This window comes from Cellulosimicrobium sp. NPDC030954 (genome assembly GCF_055571305.1).
This window is the reverse complement of the sequence record NZ_JBVIFN010000001.1, coordinates 865,095-886,634: the sequence shown is the minus strand read 5'-3', so window position 1 is coordinate 886,634 and position 21,540 is coordinate 865,095. Positions and strand designations below refer to the sequence as shown.

At 75.5% G+C, this 21,540-nt stretch carries 19 protein-coding genes and 1 pseudogene; 10 read left to right on the top strand and 10 right to left on the bottom strand.

Going from position 1 to position 21,540, the window contains the following annotated elements:
* Positions 1–10: 10 nt before the first annotated feature.
* On the top strand, positions 11–232 hold the full coding sequence (locus tag ACZ402_RS03760) for a helix-turn-helix domain-containing protein (protein ID WP_047233082.1): 222 nt from the start codon (positions 11–13) through the stop codon (positions 230–232).
* A 1-nt stretch (position 233) separates the two neighbouring features.
* Positions 234–809 (top strand): Clp protease N-terminal domain-containing protein, encoded by a 576-nt coding sequence (locus tag ACZ402_RS03755; protein ID WP_375825786.1) that lies wholly within the window; start codon positions 234–236, stop codon positions 807–809.
* Positions 810–880: 71 nt separating this feature from the next.
* On the opposite strand, the pseudogene ACZ402_RS03750 reads toward ACZ402_RS03755, so the two are convergent.
* Positions 881–1,624: pseudogene (locus ACZ402_RS03750) on the bottom strand (DUF5996 family protein); the annotation flags it as partial.
* Between the two features lie 107 nt (positions 1,625–1,731).
* On the opposite strand from ACZ402_RS03750, the gene ACZ402_RS03745 reads away from it, so the two are divergent.
* On the top strand, positions 1,732–2,421 hold the full coding sequence (locus tag ACZ402_RS03745; protein ID WP_375825775.1) for a DUF6518 family protein: 690 nt from the start codon (positions 1,732–1,734) through the stop codon (positions 2,419–2,421).
* Positions 2,422–2,537: 116 nt separating this feature from the next.
* Here ACZ402_RS03745 and pcrA read toward each other — a convergent pair whose 3' ends face one another.
* The 6 genes from pcrA to ACZ402_RS03715 form a co-directional block, all read right to left on the bottom strand.
* On the bottom strand, positions 2,538–5,294 hold the full coding sequence (pcrA, locus tag ACZ402_RS03740) for a DNA helicase PcrA (protein WP_375825774.1): 2,757 nt from the start codon (positions 5,292–5,294) through the stop codon (positions 2,538–2,540).
* Positions 5,295–5,383: 89 nt separating this feature from the next.
* A complete protein-coding gene (locus ACZ402_RS03735; RefSeq protein ID WP_375825773.1) occupies positions 5,384–5,842 on the bottom strand; it encodes a hypothetical protein in 459 nt (152 codons plus the stop codon).
* A gap of 21 nt (positions 5,843–5,863) precedes the next feature.
* Positions 5,864–6,346 carry a DUF456 domain-containing protein gene (locus ACZ402_RS03730; protein WP_375825772.1) on the bottom strand — a complete coding sequence of 161 codons (483 nt, stop codon included), beginning with the start codon at positions 6,344–6,346 and terminating at the stop codon, positions 5,864–5,866.
* A gap of 27 nt (positions 6,347–6,373) precedes the next feature.
* Positions 6,374–7,180 (bottom strand): alpha/beta fold hydrolase, encoded by an 807-nt coding sequence (locus ACZ402_RS03725; RefSeq protein ID WP_375825771.1) that lies wholly within the window; start codon positions 7,178–7,180, stop codon positions 6,374–6,376.
* Positions 7,177–7,737, bottom strand: a complete 561-nt coding sequence (locus tag ACZ402_RS03720; protein WP_375825770.1) for a PadR family transcriptional regulator — start codon at positions 7,735–7,737, stop codon at positions 7,177–7,179. Before ACZ402_RS03720 ends, ACZ402_RS03725 begins: the two co-directional genes overlap by 4 nt.
* Positions 7,738–7,839: 102 nt before the next feature.
* Positions 7,840–8,205, bottom strand: coding sequence for a hypothetical protein (locus ACZ402_RS03715; RefSeq protein ID WP_253050870.1), 366 nt, complete (start codon positions 8,203–8,205; stop codon positions 7,840–7,842).
* Positions 8,206–8,646: 441 nt separating this feature from the next.
* Here ACZ402_RS03715 and ACZ402_RS03710 point away from each other — a divergent pair, with 441 nt between their 5' ends.
* The 5 genes from ACZ402_RS03710 to cobA all read left to right on the top strand — a co-directional run bounded on the left by ACZ402_RS03710 (position 8,647) and on the right by cobA (position 15,079).
* The gene (locus ACZ402_RS03710; RefSeq protein ID WP_375825769.1) at positions 8,647–10,401 is read left to right on the top strand and encodes a nitrite/sulfite reductase; all 1,755 of its coding nucleotides are present in this window, start codon (positions 8,647–8,649) and stop codon (positions 10,399–10,401) included.
* A gap of 146 nt (positions 10,402–10,547) precedes the next feature.
* A complete protein-coding gene (locus ACZ402_RS03705; RefSeq protein WP_375825785.1) occupies positions 10,548–11,261 on the top strand; it encodes a phosphoadenylyl-sulfate reductase in 714 nt (237 codons plus the stop codon).
* A gap of 8 nt (positions 11,262–11,269) precedes the next feature.
* Positions 11,270–12,277: a sulfate adenylyltransferase subunit CysD gene (gene cysD / locus ACZ402_RS03700; protein ID WP_375825768.1), complete on the top strand. Its 1,008-nt coding sequence runs from the start codon at positions 11,270–11,272 to the stop codon at positions 12,275–12,277.
* A complete protein-coding gene (locus ACZ402_RS03695) occupies positions 12,277–13,665 on the top strand; it encodes a sulfate adenylyltransferase subunit 1 (RefSeq protein WP_375825767.1) in 1,389 nt (462 codons plus the stop codon). The genes cysD and ACZ402_RS03695 overlap by 1 nt, the downstream gene beginning before the upstream one ends.
* 10 nt (positions 13,666–13,675) lie before the next feature.
* The gene (cobA, locus tag ACZ402_RS03690; protein ID WP_375825766.1) at positions 13,676–15,079 is read left to right on the top strand and encodes a uroporphyrinogen-III C-methyltransferase; all 1,404 of its coding nucleotides are present in this window, start codon (positions 13,676–13,678) and stop codon (positions 15,077–15,079) included.
* Between the two features lie 8 nt (positions 15,080–15,087).
* Here cobA and ACZ402_RS03685 read toward each other — a convergent pair whose 3' ends face one another.
* The 3 genes from ACZ402_RS03685 to ACZ402_RS03675 all read right to left on the bottom strand — a co-directional run bounded on the left by ACZ402_RS03685 (position 15,088) and on the right by ACZ402_RS03675 (position 18,810).
* A complete protein-coding gene (locus tag ACZ402_RS03685; protein WP_375825765.1) occupies positions 15,088–16,572 on the bottom strand; it encodes a phospholipid carrier-dependent glycosyltransferase in 1,485 nt (494 codons plus the stop codon).
* 112 nt (positions 16,573–16,684) lie between these two features.
* Complete coding sequence (locus tag ACZ402_RS03680) at positions 16,685–17,302, bottom strand: LuxR C-terminal-related transcriptional regulator (RefSeq protein ID WP_375825783.1); 618 nt, start codon at positions 17,300–17,302, stop codon at positions 16,685–16,687.
* Positions 17,303–17,379: 77 nt separating this feature from the next.
* Positions 17,380–18,810, bottom strand: a complete 1,431-nt coding sequence (locus ACZ402_RS03675) for a PspC domain-containing protein (RefSeq protein ID WP_375825763.1) — start codon at positions 18,808–18,810, stop codon at positions 17,380–17,382.
* Positions 18,811–18,946: 136 nt separating this feature from the next.
* On the opposite strand from ACZ402_RS03675, the gene ACZ402_RS03670 reads away from it, so the two are divergent.
* Both ACZ402_RS03670 and ACZ402_RS03665 read left to right on the top strand, forming a co-directional pair.
* Positions 18,947–20,740: a PspC domain-containing protein gene (locus ACZ402_RS03670; protein WP_375825762.1), complete on the top strand. Its 1,794-nt coding sequence runs from the start codon at positions 18,947–18,949 to the stop codon at positions 20,738–20,740.
* Positions 20,740–21,333: a hypothetical protein gene (locus ACZ402_RS03665; RefSeq protein WP_375825761.1), complete on the top strand. Its 594-nt coding sequence runs from the start codon at positions 20,740–20,742 to the stop codon at positions 21,331–21,333. The genes ACZ402_RS03670 and ACZ402_RS03665 overlap by 1 nt, the downstream gene beginning before the upstream one ends.
* Positions 21,334–21,540: the final 207 nt, after the last annotated feature.

Below are 21,540 nucleotides of genomic sequence, written 5' to 3'. Positions count from 1 at the left end.
ATTGACACCCATGGAACCCGTCGACATGGACGCCGCGAGCAGCACCGACCCCGACACGGGGCTGCGCGCCGTGCGGTCGCTGCGCGTGCTCGCCGAGCGCCTCGAGGCGCTGCAGGTCGAGCACGCCCGAGCGCTCGGCTGGTCGTGGCAGGAGATCGCCGACCGCCTCGGCGTCACCCGCCAGGCCGTGCACAAGAAGTACGGCGCGTCCCGAACCACCAGGAGGTCATGACATGTTCGAACGATTCGCCGCCGACGCCCGCGACACGGTGGTCGGCGCCCAGGAGGTCGCCCGCTCCCGCGGCGACGACGCCATCGACGCCGTGCACCTGCTCCTCTCCCTCGCCCGCCAGGACGGCGGCGCGGGCGCGGTCGCCCTCGCCGCGGCCGGCGTCGACGCCGACGACCTCGAGCGCCAGGTCGACTCCGCGCGCCGCCACGACACGCTCGACGGCCCGGCGCTCGCCGCCCTCGGGATCGACCTCGACGAGATCCGCGCGCGCACCGACGCGGCCTTCGGGCCGGGAGCGCTCGACCGCGCGGGCGACGACGAGCGCCGCCGCGGGCGGCGGAACCGCCGCTCCCACATCCCGTTCACGCCCGAGGCGAAGAAGGCGCTCGAGCTCTCGCTGCGCGAGGCGGTGCACGCGGGCTCCCGCACCATCGACTCGGGCCACGTGCTCGCCGCGGTCGCGCGCGCGAAGGGCTCGACGGCGCACCGCGCGCTGGTCGACGCGCTCACCGCGGCGGGGTCCGACGTCGCGGGCCTGCGCGCCGCGCTCGCCGCAGGGCACCGCAAGGCGTCCTGACCCGATAGGGCCGACCGGCCCCCGGCGCTCAGCCCGGCGGGACCGGGGTCCCAGTACCCCGGCGTGAGGTCGAGCTCCGTCACCCCCGGCGGCTGCGGGTACGCGTACGCGTAGACCTGGTCGGCGTGCGTCGTCGGGTCTCCGGGCCAGTAGCCGACCGCGACGTTCTCCGCGTTCTCCGCGTAGCGGTAGATGGGCTCGACGTCGTCCGGCTGGTGGGAGGGCCGCCCGTTGAACAGCGTGAGCCCCAGGTCGAACGCGCCCCAGTAGAAGCGCGAACCGCTCGACTTGCCGTAGAACCCGGAGCGGAACCGCTCCATCACCGCCGCGACCCGCTGCACGGTCGCGAGCCACGTGCGCGTGAGGTCGCCGTCCCACTCCCCGACCGCGGTGTCCTGCTCGAACGGCACCAGGTCGGGGATCTCGCGCGGGGTCGACCACACGCGCACGGCCACGTCGAGACGGGCGAGGCACGCGAGCGTCCGCGCGTAGAAGTCGGCGACGGACATCGGGCCCAGCGCGATCGTCTCGGTGCTCCCGTCGGACGTGCGGAACACGACGTGCTCCGCCACCAGGTCGATCTCGACGTCGAGCGCGCGGTCGCCGACCTGCATCACCGGCGTGACGAACCCGCGCGACGTCACGGAGAACGCGACGTTCCACCAGTGGTTCACGAACGGCGTGAGGTCGAGCACGACCTTGCCGACCACCTGGGTGAACAGGTGGAGCGGCCGACGGGTCGGCTCCCACCGCCGCACGTCGAGGTCGGGCCAGGGGGCGGGCGCGGGGGCGGGACGGGCGGCCGGCTGGGTCACGGGAGGCTCCTCGGGGCTCGGTCGTCCTGCCACGGTAGGACGCCTCTCGCCCCGGTGCCCGACGACGGGGTGACGCCAGGCGGGCCCGGGCCGCCTAGCGTCGTGGCGTGCCCGAGACGACCTCGCCCCCCGACCGCGCCGACGACCGCCCGTCGGCACCGACCCGACCCGTCCGGGTCACCACGTCGCCCGGTCACCCGTGGCGGCGCGGTGCCGTCGTCCTCGTCGCGAGCTTCCTGCTGGGCGGCCTGACGTCGTACGCCCAGGGGTTCCTGCCCGACGCCGCGGCGCCGTTCGCGAACTCGGCGAGCGGCTGGACGCTGCTCACCGCGCTGCTGGTCGCCTGGTCGGCACGCGACCCGCGCGCCCGGACGTGGCACGCCGCCGTGCTGGGCGCCGCGAGCTTCGTGCTGCTCACCCTGGGCTATGCCGTCGCAGCCGACCTCCGCGGGTACTTCTACGACCCGACGACGTTCGGGGTCGTCGGCGTCGTCGTCGGCCCGTTCGTCGGCATCGCGGCGGCATGGCTGTGGCGGACCGGCACCCACGCCGCCCTCGGCACCGCCGTGCTCGCCGGCATCGGGGTCGGCGAGTCCGTCTACGGGCTCACGACCGTCGTCGAGACGACGGGCGCCACCTACTGGGTCACGATCGGTGTCGTCGCGCTCGTCCTGCTCGGCGGCATGCTCGCGCGCCGGCTCCGCGGAGCGCTGCCGGTCGCGACCGCCGTCGGGGGCACCGCCGTCGTGGCGGCAGCGTTCGTCCTCGCCTACCGCGCCCTGGGCACGATCGGCTGACTCGGCGGTCGAGCCCCCGCACGCCGAGAGAGCGGCCCCCGGCTCAGAGCCCGGTGCACGGCACCCGGTACGTCACTACCTCGGTCAGTGGTCGCCGTCTCGGCGCCGAGGCGCTCTCAGAGCTTGGTCACCGGCGAGTAGCGCAGCAGGAGGCGCTTGGTCCCGTCGGCCCCGAAGTCGATCTTCGCGACCGCGTTCGGGCCAGCGCCCTCGAGCGCGACGACGGTCCCCAGCCCGTAGGCGTCGTGGGTCACCTTGTCCCCGACTGCGAGGTTCGGCACGTCCCCGTCGGCCCGCGGCGTCGCCGACCCGAACTTCGCCCCACCGGCCGGCGAGCCGAACGCGGCGCGGGCAGGGGCCGACGACGACGGGTCGTGGCGGGTCTGGCGGGAGCGGCCCGAGGAACGAGGGCCGCGGATGGTAGACCCGTCGTCGTCGGCCCCTGACCGCGCCCCCGACCCGAACCCCGACCGCGAACCGGACCACGACCCCGAGCCGCGGCCCCAGACCGACCCGCCCGCACGCAGCGTCGCCATCGACGACTCGCGCCGCCGCCAGTCCCACAGCTCCTCGGGGATCTCCTCGAGGAACCGGCTCGGCGGGAACTCGTTCGCCATCCCCCACGCCGACCGCACCGCGGACCGCGAGACGTAGAGCCGCTCGCGCGCGCGGGTGATGCCCACGTAGGCGAGGCGGCGCTCCTCGGCGAGCTCGGCGTCGTCGTGCAGGGACCGCATGTGCGGGAACGTGCCGTCCTCCATGCCGGTGAGGAACACGACCGGGAACTCGAGCCCCTTGGCGGTGTGGAGCGTCATGAGCGTGACGACGCCGGGGTCCTCCTTCTCCGCGCCCTCGCTCTCGCCGTCGGCCACGTCCTCCGCGGGGATCTGGTCCGCGTCGGCGACGAGCGACACACGCTCGAGGAAGTCGGACAGCGTGCCCTCGGGGTCGAGCTCGGTGAACTCGGTCGCGACGGCGTGCAGCTCGGCGAGGTTCTCGACGCGCGTGGCGTCCTGCGGGTCGTCGCTCGCGCGGAGCTCGGCGAGGTACCCGGTGCGGTCGAGGACCGCGCCGAGGACGTCCGACGGCGTCGCGCCGGACTCCGCGAGCTCGCGCAGCCCGGTCATGAGCTCGACGAACGCGCGCAGCGGGTTGAGCGTGCGGTTGGTCAGCCCGGGGATCTCGTCGATCCGGGCGAGCGCCGCGCCGAACGAGATGCGCTCGCGGTCCGCGAGCGCCGCGACCGCCCCCTCGGCCCGGTCCCCCAGACCGCGCTTGGGCGTGTTGAGCACGCGCCGCAGGTTCACGTCGTCGTCGAGGTTGTCGATCGCGCGCAGGTACGCGACCGCGTCCTTGACCTCGCGGCGCTCGTAGAAGCGCGTGCCGCCGACGACCTTGTACGGCAGGCCGACGCGGATGAGCACCTCCTCCAGCGCGCGGGACTGGGCGTTGGTCCGGTAGAACACGGCGACGTCGCCGGGGCGCACGCCGTCGGAGTCGCCGAGGCGGTCGATCTCCTCCGCGACGAACCGCGCCTCCTCGTGCTCGTTGTCCGCGACGTAGCCGATGACCTTGGCGCCCGCGCCCGAGTCGGTCCACAGGCGCTTCGGCTTGCGGTCGGGGTTGCGCGAGATCACGGCGTTGGCGGCGGACAGGATGTTCTGGGTCGAGCGGTAGTTCTGCTCGAGCAGGATCGTGCGGGCGTCCGGGTAGTCGGCCTCGAACTCGAGGATGTTGCGGATCGTGGCGCCGCGGAACGCGTAGATCGACTGGTCCGCGTCGCCGACGACGGTGAGCTCGGCGGGGTCGAGCGCGGGCACCTGCGCCTCGCCCGTCCCGCTCGTCGCGGCGTCGGTCGCGGCGGAGTCCTCGCCGACGCCCGCGAGCTCGCGCACGAGCACGTACTGCGCGTGGTTGGTGTCCTGGTACTCGTCGACGAGCACGTGCCGGAACCGGCGGCGGTAGTGCTCCGCGACGGCCGGGAACGCCTGGAGCAGGTTGACCGTCGTCATGATGATGTCGTCGAAGTCGAGCGCGCTCGCCGCGACGAGCCGCGCCTGGTAGCGCGTGTAGACGTCGGCGAGCACCTGGTCGAACTCGGGCACGCTCGCGCCGTGCTGTCCGCCCCGCGCCGCGAGGCCGTCGTCCGTCGCGTGGGCGCCGGAGTCGCGCGCGTAGGTCTCGGGGTCGATGAGCTCGTTCTTGAGGTCCGAGATCTTGTTGGCGAGCGAGCGCGCCGGGTACTTCTTGGGGTCCAGGTCGAGCTCGCGCGTGACGAGCGTGATGAGCCGCTGCGAGTCCGCGGCGTCGTAGATCGAGAAGCTCGACCGGAGCCCGAGCGTCTTGGCCTCGCGCCGCAGGATGCGCACGCACGCGGAGTGGAACGTCGAGACCCACATGTTCCGCGCCGACGGTCCGACGAGCGCCTCCACGCGCTCGCGCATCTCCGCCGCGGCCTTGTTGGTGAACGTGATGGCGAGGATCTGCCCGGCGTTCGACCGGCGCGTCGCGAGCAGGTGCGCGATGCGGTGCGTGAGCACGCGCGTCTTGCCCGACCCGGCGCCCGCGACGATGAGCAGCGGCCCGCCCGCGTGCACGACGGCCTCGCGCTGCTGCGGGTTCAGCCCGTCGAGCAGCGCGTCGGGGTCGAGGTGGGCGTACCGCCCGCGGCGCTCGCCGGGCACCCGGCCCGACGCGGAGCCCGACGGCGCGCCGTCGCCGGCGGGCGAGCCCGCGCCGTCGGGAACGGCCGGGTCGTCGGTCCAGCGCGGGGCGGTCCGCGGGAGGCGGGACTCGCCGCCATGGTCGACACGCGGGCCGTCGAACAGCGTGTCGAGGCCGGGCAGCGGGAGGTTCTCGAAGAGCGAAGCCATAGCCCCTCAAGCCTAGGCGCCCCCGCCCACATCCGAAGCCGCCGCGACGGGTCCCACGGTGTCGGTACGGGGTGCCGACCGGAACGGCGTCACCGGACGGAGAGGGTCTGGATCAGGGTCACCCTCGACCCGAACGGTTCCGGTGCCGGTCCGACCACCTGCCACGACTGCAGGCGCCAGCCGATCTCAGCGATCTCGTGCAGAGCACGCTCCCAGCGTTCGCCGTCCCGCGAGACCGGCTGGAAGAGCACCGGGGCGAAGTACTGGTCGGCGGCGGCCCACGCGTCGCGCGCATCCGAGACCGCCTGCCGTCGGACCCCGGCGAGGTCTTCCCGGGCGGCGGCCTCGGCGTCGTCCGCGCTCCGCCGGTCCTCCTCGCGGCGCGCGGCGGACTCGGGCGTCCCGCCGAGCGCTCGGGAGAGCCACAGGTCGGGGTCCTCGCCCAGGCGTTCGAGGCTCGCGCGAGCCTCTGCAGCCTCGTTCTCGGCGTCCTGGGTGCTCGCGAGCCGCACGTCGACGGACGTGGCCCGCGTGGCGAAGTAGCGCATGGGCAGGATTCTCGCCCGTCGTCAGGTGATCGCGAGCCCGACACCCCACGTCGCCGCCGCGAGGAGGCCGCCCAGGAGCTGCACGAGGATCGTGATGCCGGTCGCCTGCATCGCGGCGACGGTCGCGCGCCACGCGGCGCGGCGGTCGCGGCGGCGCAGGAGCTCCGCGACGAACACCGCGAGCACGAAGCCGATGAAGAGCCCGATCACGGGGATCACGAAGAACCCGACGACGCCCGCGACCCCGCCCCACACGAGGGTCGACCAGGGGACCTCCGCCCGGCGCATGTGGCGGCCCGCGAGGACGTACTGCGACACCTCGGCGGCGACCACGAGCACCGCGGCGACCGCGAAGACCACCCACGCGGCGGTGCCGCCCGTGACGATCGCCCACACGAGGACCGCGCCGAGCACGAGCACGTTCCCGGGCAGGACCTGCACGACGATCCCGACCAGCCCGACCAGGATCGCCAGCCCGACGAGGACCTCTCCACCGACGCTCACGGGGGAAACCCTCGCACGTCGCGCGCGCTACGCACGCCCCGCGAGCGGCACCAGCCGTGGGTGCGCGACGCCGTCGAGCACCCACGACCGGATCATCGCGCTGAACAGGTCCGGGTCCTCCGCGCTCCACTGGTGGTGCATCCCGGGCGCCAGGCGCACGACGGCGCCCGGGACGCGGCGCTCGATCGTCGCCAGCGCGCTGCGGGCGGGGCGGAGGTCGCGGCCGCCCGCGACGGCGAGCACGCGGGCCCCGGACTCCGCGAGGCCGTCGGGCCAGCGCCCGCCGTAGACGTCGGCCAGCAGCCGCGCCATGGTCTCGCGGCGGATCGCGAGACCCGAGCGCACGAACAGGTCACGGGACTCCGCGGGGATCCCGGTGGCGACGGCCTGGCCGCGCCAGTACCAGCGCCGGTCCCAGACCCGGAGCTGCGCGCGGCCGAGCGCGCCGGCGAGCCCGGGCACGCCGTCGACCACCGCGCCCGACGCCAGGACGGAGCGCACGAGGCCGGGGTGCCGCGCGGCGAGGTGCAGCGCGACGATCCCGCCGAGCGACAGCCCGACGACGTGCACCTCCCGCCCGGCGGGGAGCGCGGAGACCGTCGCGGCGACGTCGTCGACGACCGCGTCGAGCGACGCCGGGACCTCGTCCCCGCGGCTCCCGAAGCCGAGCAGGTCGGGCGTCCACACGTCGAGGTCGTCGAGCGCCTCGACCTGCGGCTCCCACATCCACGACGCCACGGTGCCCCCGTGCAGCAGGACGACGGAGACCGAGCCGGCGCCCGGCGCGCCCGGGCTGCTCGCGGGATGGTGCACGACGACGTCCGGCAGGCTCACGGGAGCACCTCGCGCTCGGTCTCGTCGAGCCACGCGAGCTCGGTCCGGGCGTGCGCGAGACCGTGGCGCAGCGTCGCGAGCCGGAGGGCGAGGCCGCGCGTGCCGCGCACGCGGTCCGCGTCGGGGCCGCCGCTCGCGAGGACCGCCGCGACCCGCTCCTCCTCGGCGGTGAGCGCCGCGACCGTCTCCTCGGCCAGGGTCCGCCGGGACGCGAGCAGCGCCGCGACGCCCTCGTCGTCGAGCTGGTCGGCGAAGAACAGCCGCCCGAGGAAGGGCTCGCGCGGGTCCTCGGGCCGCAGCGGCGAGGCGAGCCAGTCGCGCAGCGCCGCGCGGCCGGCGTCGGTGATCGTGTGGACCTTGCGGTCCGGGTAGCTCTCCTGGGGCACCACCTCCACCTCGGCGAGCCCGGCGTCCACGATCGCGGCGAGGGTGCGGTAGAGCTGCGAGCGGTCGGCCGCCCAGAAGTGGCGCACGGAGGAGTCGAACGCGCGCTTGAGGTCGTAGCCCGTCATGGGCCGGACCGTGAGGAGACCGAGCACGAGGTAGCGGAGGACCATGCGACTAGTGGACCATGCACCTAGTTTTCCGTCAACACCTCGGGGACGACGGAGGCCCGCCGACGGACGATCCGTCGACGGGCCCCGGCCGGGTCGCTGCGGTCAGTTCCAGAAGACCGCGACGAGGATGTTCACGAGGGTCAGACCCCCGATGGCGTGCTTGACGCCCGGCGCCACGGCGCCGTCGGCCGCCTTGGCCCCCTGGCGCTTGGCGACGAACGCCAGGACGGCGATGACCAGGGCGATGACCAGCTTGACGCCGATCTTGGCCATGTCCGGGCCGCCGTCACCCCAGACCGACGCCTCGCCGATGCCGACCATGGCGATCCCCGCGACGAGCGCGGTGAGCGCGCCGTGGAAGACGCCCTTGTACAGGCCCGGCGAGCGCAGGGACGCGAGGTAGCCGCCGAGGACGATGGCCCACCCGATGAAGTGCAGCGCGACGAAGACGTTGTAGAGGAACTCCATGGCGCCATCCTATTTGCTGACGCCGCTGTCGTGAAACTTTGCACAAGGTGAGCCCGGTCGCACCGACCCCTCTTCCGGCAGCCGGCCGAGGGGCCCGAACCGCTCGACAAACTGGACTCGACCAGTCTAGTATTTTCCGTTTTCCCACCATACGGACGAGGGGTGTCCACCACGCTGGACCGCGGCTATCGTTCTGCGCATGACCACGGCAGCCCGCACCCTCCTCGTGACCTCGCGTCACGGGATGCCGGCGTGCGCGCACACGTGTCTCAGCTGTTGTCGCTGAACCGCGCCCGACTCAGCGCGAGCCCGCAGGCTCGCCCCTCTCCCCGGAGAAACCCTGAGAACCGGCGCGCGCCGTCGGTCCTCAGCCACTCGCACCCTCGCTGAGCGCTCGCCGTCGCGCGTCCCCGCCCCCGAACGAGGACACGAGGAACCCCGATGACGCAGGCCACGACTGCGCCGGAGACCACCGAGGACGCCACCGCGCGACCTGGTCGTCCCGCCGGCGAGCGCGCCGCACGGCCGGCGCGCGCCGCCCGCCCGAACGGGCAGTGGAAGGTGGACGGCACCGAGCCGCTCAACGCCAACGAGGAGCTCAAGCGCGCGGGCAACGGCCTCGACGTGCGCGAGCGCATCGAGACGATCTACGCCCGCGAGGGCTTCGACTCCATCCCCGGCGACGACCTGCACGGCCGCTTCCGGTGGTGGGGGCTGTACACCCAGCGCAAGCCCGGGATCGACGGGGGCAAGACCGCGACGCTCGAGCCGAACGAGCTCGAGGACAGGTACTTCATGCTCCGCGTCCGCTCGGACGGCCAGGAGCTGGACGTGCGCGCGCTGCGCGTCCTCGGCGGCATCTCGCGCGACTTCGCGCGGGGGTCGGCCGACATCACCGACCGGCAGAACATCCAGTACCACTGGATCGAGATCGAGTCCGTCCCCGAGATCTGGGACCGCCTCGCGACCGTCGGCCTCGAGACGACGACGGCCTGCGGTGACACCCCGCGCGGCTTCCTCGGCAGCCCCGTCGCGGGCATCGCGGCGGACGAGATCATCGACCCGACGCCCGTGATCCTCGAGATCAAGCGGCGGTACATCGGCGACCCGGAGCTCGCGAACCTGCCGCGCAAGTTCAAGACCGCCGTCACCGGCCACCCCAGCCTCGACGTCGTGCACGAGATCAACGACGTGTCGCTCGTCGGCGTCGTGCACCCCGAGCTCGGCCCGGGCTACGACCTCTGGGTCGGCGGCGCCCTCTCGACGACCCCGCGGCTCGGCGAGCGCCTGGGCGCCTTCGTCACCGAGGAGCAGGCGGCCGACGTGTGGCACGGCGTCGTGCGGATCTTCCGCGACTACGGCTACCGCCGGCTGCGCAACAAGGCGCGCCTGAAGTTCCTGCTCGCCGACTGGGGAACGGAGAAGTTCCGCGAGGTGCTCGAGAGCGAGTACCTGGGCTACCGCCTCGCCGACGGCCCCGCGCCCGCGCCGGCGACCGGTCCGGGCGACCACGTGGGCGTGCACCTGCAGAAGGACGGGAACTACTACGTCGGGGCCGCCCCGGTCGTGGGGCGCGTGGGCGGCAGCACGCTCACGGGGCTCGCGGACCTGGTGGAGAAGGTCGGCGCCCGGTCCGTGCGCCTCACGGCGCACCAGAAGCTGGTCGTCCTGGGGGTCCCGCCCGAGGGCGTGGACGAGCTCGTCGCGGGCCTCGAGCCGCTCGGGCTCACCGCCCGGCCGAGCCCGTTCCGCCGCTCGACCATGGCGTGCACGGGCATCGAGTTCTGCAAGCTCGCGATCGTCGACACCAAGGACACGGCGGCGCGCGTCATCGGCGAGCTCGAGGAGCGCCTCGCCGACGTCCCGTCGCTGGTCGAGCGGCCGCTCGACCTCAACATCAACGGCTGCCCCAACTCGTGCGCGCGCATCCAGACGGCGGACATCGGCCTCAAGGGCCAGATCATCACCGTCGACGGGGAGCAGATGCCCGGGTACCAGGTGCACCTCGGCGGCGGCCTCGTCGGCACGGGCCGCGACGAGGGCGGCCTGGGCCGCACGGTGCGCGGCCTCAAGGTGCCCGCGACGCAGATCGCCGACTACGTCGAGCGCGTCGTGCACCGGTACGAGGCGGAGAAGGACGGGACCGAGACCTTCGCGCAGTGGGCGCACCGCGCGGACGAGGAGGCGCTCCAGTGAGCGAGGACCAGGCCACGACGACGTCCGACCCGCTGGCCGCGCTGCGTGCCGCGGCGCGGGCGAAGGCCGAGCAGCGCGAGAGCGCCAAGGCGGCGCACCACGCGGAGCGCGCGCGGCACGGCAGGCCCAAGCGGTCCCTCGACGAGCTGCGCGAGATCGCCCGGCGCGGCGAGGAGCTGCTGCACGGCGCGGGCACGCCCGGCGTCGCGGGCGCCACGCGCCCCGAGGCGACCGCGGAGGAGGTCATCGCCTGGGCGGCGCGCGAGTTCGGGACGTCGGTCGCGGTGGCGTGCTCCATGGCCGACGCCGTGCTGCCCCACGTCGTGGCGGCGCAGGTCCCCTGGGTCGACGTGCTCTTCCTCGACACGGGGTACCACTTCGCCGAGACGGTCGGCACGCGGGACGCCGTCGAGCAGCAGATGGACGTGACGATCGTCGATGTCCGGCCCGAGCTCACGGTCGCCCAGCAGGACGCCGCCCACGGCACGGACCTGTTCTCGCGCGACCCGGCGCTGTGCTGCCAGATGCGCAAGGTCGAGCCGCTGCACCGCACGCTCGCGGGCTACGAGGTGTGGGTCACCGGCGTGCGCCGCGACGAGGCGCCGACCCGGACGAACACCCCCCTCGTCACGTTCGACGAGAAGAACGGGCTCGTGAAGATCAACCCGCTCGCGGCCTGGTCGTTCGACGACCTGCTCGCCTACGCCGCGCGGCACCAGGTGATCCTCAACCCCTTGCTGAACGACGGCTACCCGTCGATCGGCTGCCAGCCGTGCACCCGGCGCGTCGCGCCGGGCGAGGACCCGAGGGCCGGCCGCTGGGCGGGGCTCGACAAGACAGAGTGCGGACTCCACGTATGAGGACGGGCATGACGACCATCGACCTGACGACCGACGCACCGGGCTCCCCCGCCGGTGCTCCCGCCGGCGCCTCCGCGGACGCGCCGGTCCCCGGCGCGGCGCTGCCCGGGGGGCGCCGCCTCGCGCAGCTCGACGCGCTCGAGAGCGAGGGCATCCACATCGTCCGCGAGGTGGTGGCCGAGTTCGAGCGCCCCGTGCTGCTGTTCAGCGGCGGCAAGGACTCCGTGGTGATGCTGCACCTCGCGGTCAAGGCGTTCGCGCCCGGCCCGGTGCCGTTCCCCGTGCTGCACGTGGACACGGGCCACAACTTCCCCGAGGTGCTCGCCTACCGCGACGCGACCGCCGAGCGCCTGGGCCTGCGGCTCGAGGTCGCGAGCGTGCAGGACTACCTCGACGACGGCCGCCTGCGCGAGCGCGCCGACGGGACGCGCAACCCGCTGCAGACGCAGCCGCTGCTCGACGCGATCTCGGGCCACAAGTTCGACGCCGTGTTCGGCGGCGGCCGGCGCGACGAGGAGAAGGCGCGCGCCAAGGAGCGCGTCTTCTCGCTGCGCGACGAGTTCGGCCAGTGGGACCCGCGCAACCAGCGCCCGGAGCTCTGGAACCTCTACAACGGGCGCCACCGGCCGGGCGAGCACGTGCGCGTCTTCCCGCTGTCGAACTGGACCGAGCTCGACGTGTGGCGCTACATCGCGCGCGAGCGCATCGAGCTCCCGGGGCTCTACTACGCGCACGAGCGCGAGGTGTTCGACCGCGACGGGATGCTGCTCGCCGTCGGGCCGTACTCGGAGCCCCGCACGGACGCCGAGGCCGCGTCGCTGCGCACGGAGACGGTGCGCTACCGGACCGTCGGCGACATGTCGTGCACCGGCGCCGTGCGGTCGGACGCGGCGGGCGTCGAGGACGTCATCGCCGAGGTCGCCGCGACGCGCATCACCGAGCGTGGCGCGACCCGCGCCGACGACCGCCTCTCCGAGGCCGCCATGGAGGACCGCAAGAAGGAGGGGTACTTCTGATGGGCACCCAGACCAGCACCGGCACCGTCGCCGAGAGCACGGCCGTCCCGCTCGACGACGCGCGCCGCGGCACGCTGCTGCGCCTCGCGACGGCCGGCTCCGTCGACGACGGCAAGTCCACGCTCGTGGGCCGCCTGCTCTTCGACTCGAAGTCCGTGCTCGCGGACCAGCTCGACGCCGTCGAGCGCGTCTCGCGCGACCGCGGCCTCGAGTCGGCCGACCTCGCGCTCCTCACGGACGGCCTGCGCGCCGAGCGCGAGCAGGGCATCACGATCGACGTGGCGTACCGGTACTTCGCGACCGCGCGCCGCTCGTTCATCCTCGCCGACTGCCCCGGCCACGTGCAGTACACGCGCAACACCGTCACGGGCGCGTCGACGGCGGACGTCGTCGTGCTGCTCATCGACGCGCGCAAGGGCCTGCTCGAGCAGACGCGCCGCCACCTCGCGGTCGCGAGCCTCCTGCGCGTGCCGCACGTGGTCGTCGCGGTCAACAAGATCGACCTCGTCGACTACAGCGAGGCCCGGTACGAGGAGCTCGCGGCGGACATCCGCGCGGCGGCGACGTCGCTCGGCGTCGGCGACGTCCACACCCTCCCCGTGTCCGCGCTCGTGGGCGACAACGTGGTGGACCGGGCGAGCGCCAACACGCCCTGGTACGACGGCCCGAGCCTGCTCGAGCTGCTCGAGGAGCTCCCGACGGGAGACGACCCGGAGGCCGAGGCCTTCCGCTTCCCCGTCCAGGTCGTCATCCGCCCGCAGGCCGCGGCCGACGAGCGCTACCGCGACTACCGCGGGTACGCCGGGCAGGTGGCGTCGGGCGTCGTGACGGTCGGGGACGAGGTCGTGGTGCTGCCGTCCCGGCGCCGCACGACCGTCGTCGGGATCGACACGGCCGACTCGCTCGCGTCCGGCGAGGTGCTCACGGAGGCGTTCGCGCCGCAGTCCGTGACGATCCGCCTCGCCGACGACGTGGACGTCGCGCGCGGCGACCTCATCGCGTCCGCCGCCGAGGCCCCCGAGGTCACGCAGGACGTCGAGGGCACCGTGGCGTGGCTCAGCGACCGCCCGCTCCTGCCGGGCGCGCGCGTGCTCCTCAAGCACACGACCCGCACGGTGCAGGCCGTCGTGCGCGACGTCGTCGGGCGGCTCGACCTCGACACCGCCGAGCTCGAGCCCGCCGAGCGCCTCGACCTCAACGACATCGGCCGCGTGACGCTGCGGCTCGCGTCCCCGGTCGCCGCCGAGGAGTACGTCGTGGCCCGGCGGACGGGCGCGTTCCTGCTCGTCGACGGCCAGGACGGCGGCACGCTCGCTGCCGGCATGGTCGGCGACGCGCTCGCCGCCGCCCGCCGTCCGGCGTCCCGGCCCGGCTCGTACGCGATCTAGGCTGGAACCCGTGACCGCACCCGAGCACGAGACGTATCCCCTGGGCCTGCGTCTCGACGGCCGCCGGACCGTCGTCGTCGGCGGCGGCCCCGTCGCGGCGCGGCGCGCGCGCGGGCTCCTCGACGCGGGCGCCGTCGTGACCGTCGTCGCGCCGTTCGTCTGCGAGGACCTCGCGGAGCTGCTCGCGGTGCACGGCCCCGCCGCCGACGCCCACGGGCACGTCACCCCGCCCGCGGACCACGGCGCACCGCTGTCGTGGGTGCGGCGCGACTACCTCACGGGTGACCTCGACGGCGCGTGGCTCGTCCACACCGCGACCGGCGACCCGCGGGTGGACGCCGAGGTCGCGGCCGACGCCGAGGCCGACCGGGTCTTCTGCGTCGCCGCGGGCGACGCGGACCTCGCGACCGCGTGGGTGCCCGCCGTGGCACGCACGCGCGTCCCGGGCGGTGCCTCTCGCGGCGCCCCGGCCGCGGAGGTCACGGTGTCCGTCAACGCGGGCCGGGACCCGCGCCGCGCCCAGCGCGTCCGCGACGCCGTCGCGGCGCTGCTCGAGGCGGGCGAGCTCCCGCTCCGGGCGGTCCGCCTGGCGGGCACGCGCCCCGCGGCCGACGACGACGCCCCCCGCGCCGGGGCCGTCTCGGAGCCGCTCGTGCGGCCGGTGGGGACCGTCGCGCTCGTCGGTGGCGGCCCCGGCGACACCGGGCTGATCTCGGTGCGGGGACGTCGCCTCCTCGCGGAGGCGGACGTCGTCGTGGTCGACCGGCTCGGGCCGCGCGGACTGCTCGCCGAGCTCGGCGACGACGTCGAGGTCGTGGACGTCGGCAAGACGCCGGGCCACCACCCGGTGCCGCAGTCGGAGATCAACCGGATCCTCGTGCACCACGCGCTCGTCGGGCGGCGGGTCGTGCGGCTCAAGGGCGGCGACCCCTACGTGTTCGGGCGCGGGGGCGAGGAGGCCGAGGCGTGCCGCGAGCACGGCATCCCGGTCGAGGTCGTCCCGGGCGTGACGAGCGCCGTCTCCGTGCCCGCCGCAGCGGGCATCCCTGTCACGCACCGCGGCCTGTCGCGCGGGTTCACCGTGCTCACCGGGCACGAGGACGTCGGCAAGGTCCCCGCCGCGAGCGACCACACGGTCGTCCTGCTCATGGGCGTCTCGCGCCTCGCGGAGACGGCCGCCGCGCTCGTCGCGCAGGGCCGTCCGCCCGAGACGCCGGTCGCGGTCGTGGAGGACGGCTACGGCCCGCGGCAGCGCACGACCGTCGGCACCCTCGCGACCATCGCCGACCGCGCGCGCGAGGCGGGCGTCCGCCCGCCGGCCGTGACCGTCGTCGGCGACGTGGTGACCCTCTCCCCCGCCTGGACCTCCGCCGCCCCGCGCGGCGGCCACGGTGCGCGGCCCCGCTCCGGGTAGCCGCGGGCTCAGCCTCCCGCTCGACCGGGGTCGTCGTGCGGGACCAGCACCCGCACGCCCGGGCGGTCGAGCACGGTCGTCGTCGTCTCGTCGAGAGTCCGCCAGGTCTCGTCGCTGAACCCGTCACCGGTCGTCCGCACGAGGACGGCGGACGTCCCCGAGGTCAGGTAGCGCAGCGCCTCGTCCTGCCAGGCGAGGTTCAGACGGCGCGGGACGGCCTCGCCGGCGGCGTCGTGCGCGCCGCGGTCGTAGGTGTACCCCGACAGGTCCACCGGGAGCTCGCAGCCGCGCTCGAGGTCACGGCTCAGCACGTCGAGGACGGCGAGCATCCCGGGGGAGTCCGCGCGCACGCAGCCGTCGTCCGGGAGCCGGGCCGCGACCTCGGCCGTCGGGATGGGCACGAAGCGGGGCGCGGTCAGCACGGCCGCCACCAGGAGGGCTCCGGCCCCGGCGCCCAGGGCCGTCCCCGCCACGACCCGCCCCGGACGTGGCAGCAGCGAGCACGCCGCCGCCAGGACGAGGACCAGGGCCGGCGCCGGGAAGGCGGCGTACTGCGCGTACGCGGACGGCGCGGCCAGCAGCACGGCGACCTGCACCACGAGCAGCGCGACCCACAGCTGCCCGCGCCGTCCGGCCCAGGCGACGACCGCCGCGACGGTCACCAGCACCAGCACCGTCCAGACGGCCGCGACCTGGGCCCGGTGCGACACGAGCTCGTCGAGACCGCCCGTCCCCGTGATCCACACGAGCCGCTGCTCGAGGTCCGTCGGCTCCCGCGGCCGGCCGAGCTGGGTGAGCACCACCATGCGGACCATGTCCGAGCCCGCGGCGAGGAGGAACGGCAGCAGCACCGTCGCCAGCGCGACGATGGCGCCCGCGGCGGCGCGGGCGGCGGTGCGCCACCCGGCGACGACCAGGAGCCAGAGGAGCACCACGACCAGCGGCACGACGCCCCAGATCTTGACGGTCGCACCGAGCCCGAGGACGGCACCGCCCGCCCACGCCCAGAGACGCCCGCGGCCGGTGCCCTCCCGGCGTGCGTCCAGGCCCCGGAGCAGCAGCACGACCCCGCCGAGCAGGCACAGGGAGCCCAGGGGCTCGAGCAGCGTGAGTCGCTCGGCCCATGCCGCGGCGTAGGACGCCGCGTACAGGAGGCCGCCCACGACCGCGGCCGTCGCGCCCCACCGGCGCGCGACGCGCGTCACGAGCACGGCGTTCGCCGCGCCGACGAGCATGACGCCGACGCGCGCGGCGACCAGGGCGTGGTCGTCGCTCGTCCACGCGGTGAGCCCTGCGAAGGGCGTCAGGGCGAGCATCGAGCCGGGCGGGTGCAGCAGCAGGAAGTCCCGGTAGGGCAGGCGGCCGTGCACGAACGCCACCGCCGCCGAGAAGTACACGCCGTCGTCGTACCCGCGGTACGCGCCGACCCCGGCCGAGCCCCCGACGAGGTGCCACCGCACCGCGAACGCCAGCACCGCCACGACGGCGGCCACGGCCCACCCCCACCGAGCGGCAGCGGGCTCTCGGCGCGGGGCACGGGCTGCCAGGCTCACACCCGCCAGTGTGCGTCAGGCCCGGGGCGGGCGCGCGGCACGGACGGTCCCGCTACAGGAGGCGGCGCTGGGCCGCCCAGCGGGTGAGCTCGTGGCGGGAGGAGAGCTGGAGCTTGCGCAGGACCGCGGAGACGTGGGTCTCGACGGTCTTGATCGAGATGAACAGCTCGGACGCGACCTCGCGGTAGGTGTACCCGCGCGCGATGAGGCGCATGACCTCCTGCTCGCGCGCGGACAGCCGGTCCAGCTCGTCGTCGCGCACCGCGACGTCGCCCGCCCCCGTGCCGAACGCGTCGAGCACGAAGCCCGCGAGGCGTGGCGAGAACACCGCGTCGCCGTCCGCGACCTGCCCGACGGCGGCCGACAGGTCCGGCCCGGAGATCGCCTTGGTCACGTATCCGCGCGCCCCGGCGCGGATGACCGCGACGACGTCCTCCGCGGCGTCCGACACCGAGAGCGCGAGGAACCGCACGTCGCCGAGCGCGTCGGCGCAGCGCTGGATGACCTCCGCGCCGCCGCCCCCGCTGCCGCCCGGCAGGTGCACGTCGAGCAGCACGACCGGGGGCCGCAGCTCGTGGACGCGCGCGACGGCGGACTCGACGTCGTCCGCCTCCCCCACCACGGTGACGAGGGCCGGGTCGAGGCTCGCGCGCACGCCCGCGCGGAACATGTGGTGGTCGTCGACGAGCACCACCGGGACGGGGCCGGTCGCGGGTCCGCCGGCGGCCGGCGTGCTGGGGATGGTCGTCACGGGGTCTCCTGGTTCGAGGGTGCGCTCGACGGGGTGCCCGACGGCGGGCGGGCGGGCTCGGGCTCGGTCGTCAGGGCGCGCGGCACGCGCAACCGTACCTCCGTGCCCCACCCGGGCCTGCTGATGATCTCGGCCTTCCCGCCGCGGCGCTGGACCCGGCCGAGGATCGACTCCCGGACGCCGAACCGGTCGGGCGCGACGTCCTCCATGTCGAAGCCCTCCCCGCGGTCGCGCACGAAGACCTCGACGGCCGCGTCGCTGACCTCCAGGTAGACCGAGTAGGGCGGACCGCCGTGCGCGACGGCGTTGACGAGCGCCTCGCGGGTCGCCTGCAGCAGCGCCGCCGTCTCCTGCGTGGGCGTGCAGTCGCCCACCACGACGACGTCGACCACGACCGGCCCGGGGTCGGTCTCGCCGGTCGACCCGCCGGTCGACCCGACGGGCGCGCCGATGGGTTCCGCCCGACGGCCCACGCGCCCGTCCTCGACCTCCGCGACCAGCCCGCGCAGCTCGGCGGCGAGCGACGTCCCGGGCGAGGGGCGGTCGTCGTACAGCCACTCGCGCAGCTCGCGCTCCTGGGCGCGCGCGAGGCGCGCGACGGTGTCGGCGTCGGACGACCGCGCGCGGATGAGGGCGAGCGTCTGCAGCACCGAGTCGTGCAGGTGCGCCGCGATGTCGGCGCGCTCCGCCTCGCGGGCGCGCGCGGCGCGCTCGTCGCCGAGCTCGCGCACCAGCTTGAGCCACCACGGCGCGAGCACGATCGCGACGCCGCCGAGCACGGCGACCGCCGCGACCGCCGCGCGGACGATCTGGGTGGGCCGCGCGTCCTGGCCCACGAGCAGGACGATGCCCACGAGCACGAGCACGACGCCGCCGGCGATGCGGAGGACCCCGGCGGGCGTGCGCCCGCCGGCCCGGGTGAGCAGCCGGCCGCGCTCGACGGCGTCGAGCTGGCTCCACGCGAGCGCCGCGCCCGCGAGCGCGATGAGGACCGGGATCACCCACGACACCTCGACGTCGACGCCCGTGCGCAGCGCCACGAGCAGCGCGGCGCCGCCCAGCAGGACGACGCCGATCGCGACGTCGCGCACGGGCAGCCGGCGCACGCTGCCCTGGAGCCGGGGGGCGAGGCGCGACAGCGACGCCGGGCGCTGCTCGTCACGCGCCGCGGCCGGGTCGCCGGAGGGGACCGTGAGCCACCAGAAGACGTAGAGCGCGACGCCCGCGCCGCCCGCGAGCCCGAGGAGCGCCATCACGAGGCGCACGACACCGACGCCGACGCCCAGGTGCGCGGCGAGCCCGGCGCACACGCCCGCGACCCACCGGCCGCGCTCGGGGCGGCGCAGCGGCAGGCCGCGCGGTCGGGAACCGGGCCCGGCACCGGTGGGTGCACCGGGCCGCAGGCCGGGGCGGGCAGGAGTCGTCACCCCCCGATCGTCACACGTCGCGGGCGCCCGGAGCGCCCCCGGACGGGGAAACCAGGGTCGGTCCGCGGCCGGTTCAGGGTCGGGTCAGGGTGGCACCCGATACCGGCGAGGCGGCTCCCGGGCCAGAGTGGTGGCCATGAGCACTCCCGACCTTCCCGGACCCGGCGCCCAGCCCGGGCCCTCCGGCGGCGCCGCCGACGCGTCCGGCGCACAGCCGGGCACCGTCCCTCCCGGGCCGAGCGGACCCGACCCCGCGTGGGCAGGGCCCGCCGGCCCGTCCGACCCTGGCCAGGGTCCTCCGCAGGGCACCCCCCAGGGCCCTCCGCAGGGCCCTGGCGGGACCCGCCCGAACGGCACCGACGGCTTCTTCGACGCCGTCCGCCGCGTGGGCATCTTCCGCTCGGACGACCGGTGGATCGGCGGCGTCGCGTCCGGCGTCGCCGAGCGGTTCGGGATCGACCCCCTCATCGTGCGCGGGCTGCTCTTCGTGACGTTCTTCCTGTCGGGCGCCGGGCTCGTCCTCTACGGCGCCGCCTGGGCCCTCCTGCCGGAGCGGCGTGACGGGCGCATCCACCTCCAGGAGGCGTTCCGCGGCAACGTGGACGTCGCGCTGCTCGGCGCGGCCGCGTTCGTCGTCGTCGGGTTCTCGTGGGGCGGCGGCTGGTGGTCGTGGTGGGACGCGCTCCACCTGGGGTGGCTCACCGGCCTGTTCTGGGTCGCGGCGTTCGTCACCGTGGCGGTCGTCGTGGTCTCCGCGCTCACGCAGCGCGGCCCCCGGGGACCCCAGGGCGCACCGCCGCAGGCTCCTCCGTGGCCCGGCGGCCCCGGCGCATCGGGCACCGGCGGGCCCGCCGCACCCGGCCACGGCCCGGGTGGACCCGGCTACGGTCCCGGAGGACCGGGCTACGGTCCCGGCGGACCGGGCAACGGTCCGGGTGGACCTGGCTACGCTCCGGGCGGACCGGGGTACGCTCCGGGCGCTGCCGGCGGCCCCGCGCCGGCCGACGCCCCGTGGGGCTCCCCCGGGACGCCGTCGGCCTCGGCGTCGTCGGGCCCCCAGGACCGGGTGACCTGGTCCGCCGAGGCCAGCCCGTACGCCTCGACCGCCCAGGGTGTCACCGCGCCTCTCCCCCCGTACGCCCCGGGCGCACCGCTCGGCGCGACCGCCGCTCCGCAGCGCGCCCACCAGGGACCGCGGAACCTGTCCGCGCAGCAGCCCCCGAGGCCCCCGCGCGCCCCCCAGCCGCCGAAGCCCCCGCGTCCGCGGGGGCCCGGCGCGACCACGACGGGGGTCGTGGTCGGACTGAGCCTCCTGCTCGGTGCGTTCCTCCTCGTCGTCGACCGGCAGGGCGACCTGCCCTGGCCGGTGTTCCTCACCTGGGCGGGCCTGTCCGGGATCCTCGCGGGCCTGGCGATCGTCGTGAGCGGCCTGCGCGGACGCACGAGCGGCGGCCTCGGCTGGCTCGCGGTGCTCCTGCTGGTCGTCGCGCTCCCGGCGTCCGCGTGGCGGTCGGCCCCGTTCACGTTCTTCCTGGACGACTCCGTGCGGACCGTCACGGACGGCACGCACCGCGTGACCGACCCGGACGTCGCCGAGGAGGGCTTCGCCGTGGCGTTCGGCGACCCCACGATCGACCTCTCCGGGCTCGACCTGTCGGACGCGTCCGGAGCCTCTCCCGTCGAGGTCCCGGTCCAGCTCGGCGCCGGGGATGCGACCGTCGTCGTGCCCGACGGCGTCCCCGTCCGCGCGGAGGTCCAGGTGCTCGCCGGGAACGCGCGCTGGCACGTCGACGGCGACCGGCAGGAGATCGGTGGCGTCAGCACGCAGCCGGTCACGTTCGACAACGACGAGGTCCAGTCCGGCGACGACCCGCTGCTCGTGCTGCGGGTCGAGGTCGGGGCCGGCCAGATCACGATCGAGGAGGACTGATGAACGACTCAGAACGCCGCGCCGACGACACGCGGCCGCTCGGCGACGAGCTGTTCGACACGCCGCGGGCCGAGGCCCCCGAGGCGGACGCGCACCCGACGGTCCCGCTGTCCACCGAGCCCGCGGCCACGGAGCCCCTCGCCGGGCCGCCGGCGTCCGAGCCGCACGCCACGGAGCCCCTGCCCGTGGCGCGGGTGCGGGACGGGGAGACCTCCGTCCTGGACGTGCCCGGACCGGCGGCCCCCACGCACCCGACCGCCGCTCCCGGCGGCCCGACGACGTCCGGCCCGGCCCCCGGCGCGGTCCCGCCCGGAGGGCGGTCCGTCCCGGCGACGCCCGGGTCGCCCACGGCACCCACGGCACCCACGGTGCTGTTCGCCCCTGCCGAGCCCCAGGCGCCCGGTCGGCGCGGGCCGCGCGTCGCCACGATCGTGTGGGGCTTCGTCATCGTCGCGTTCGGCGTCGTCGTCCTCGCCGCCGCGCTCGGCGCGCGGGTCGACCTCGGGCTGGCCACGATCGTCGTGCTCGCCGCCGCGGGGCTCACGCTCGTGGTCGGGTCCATCGTCTCGGGGGCCCGGCGCCGACGAGGCTGAGCCCGGTCTCGTCTGCACGCGGACCTCGCGACCGGGGACGTTGGCGCGGACCCGGCGGCCCAGGAGAGACCGGGGTCGAGAGACACCGGGTCGAGAGACACCGGGTCGAGAGACACCGAGGGGCCGTGGCAGGTGTGCCACGGCCCCTCGGCGTGTCCGAGCGACGCCGCCCCGCACGCTCTCCCCGGTGCGACCCGGTGGGAACGG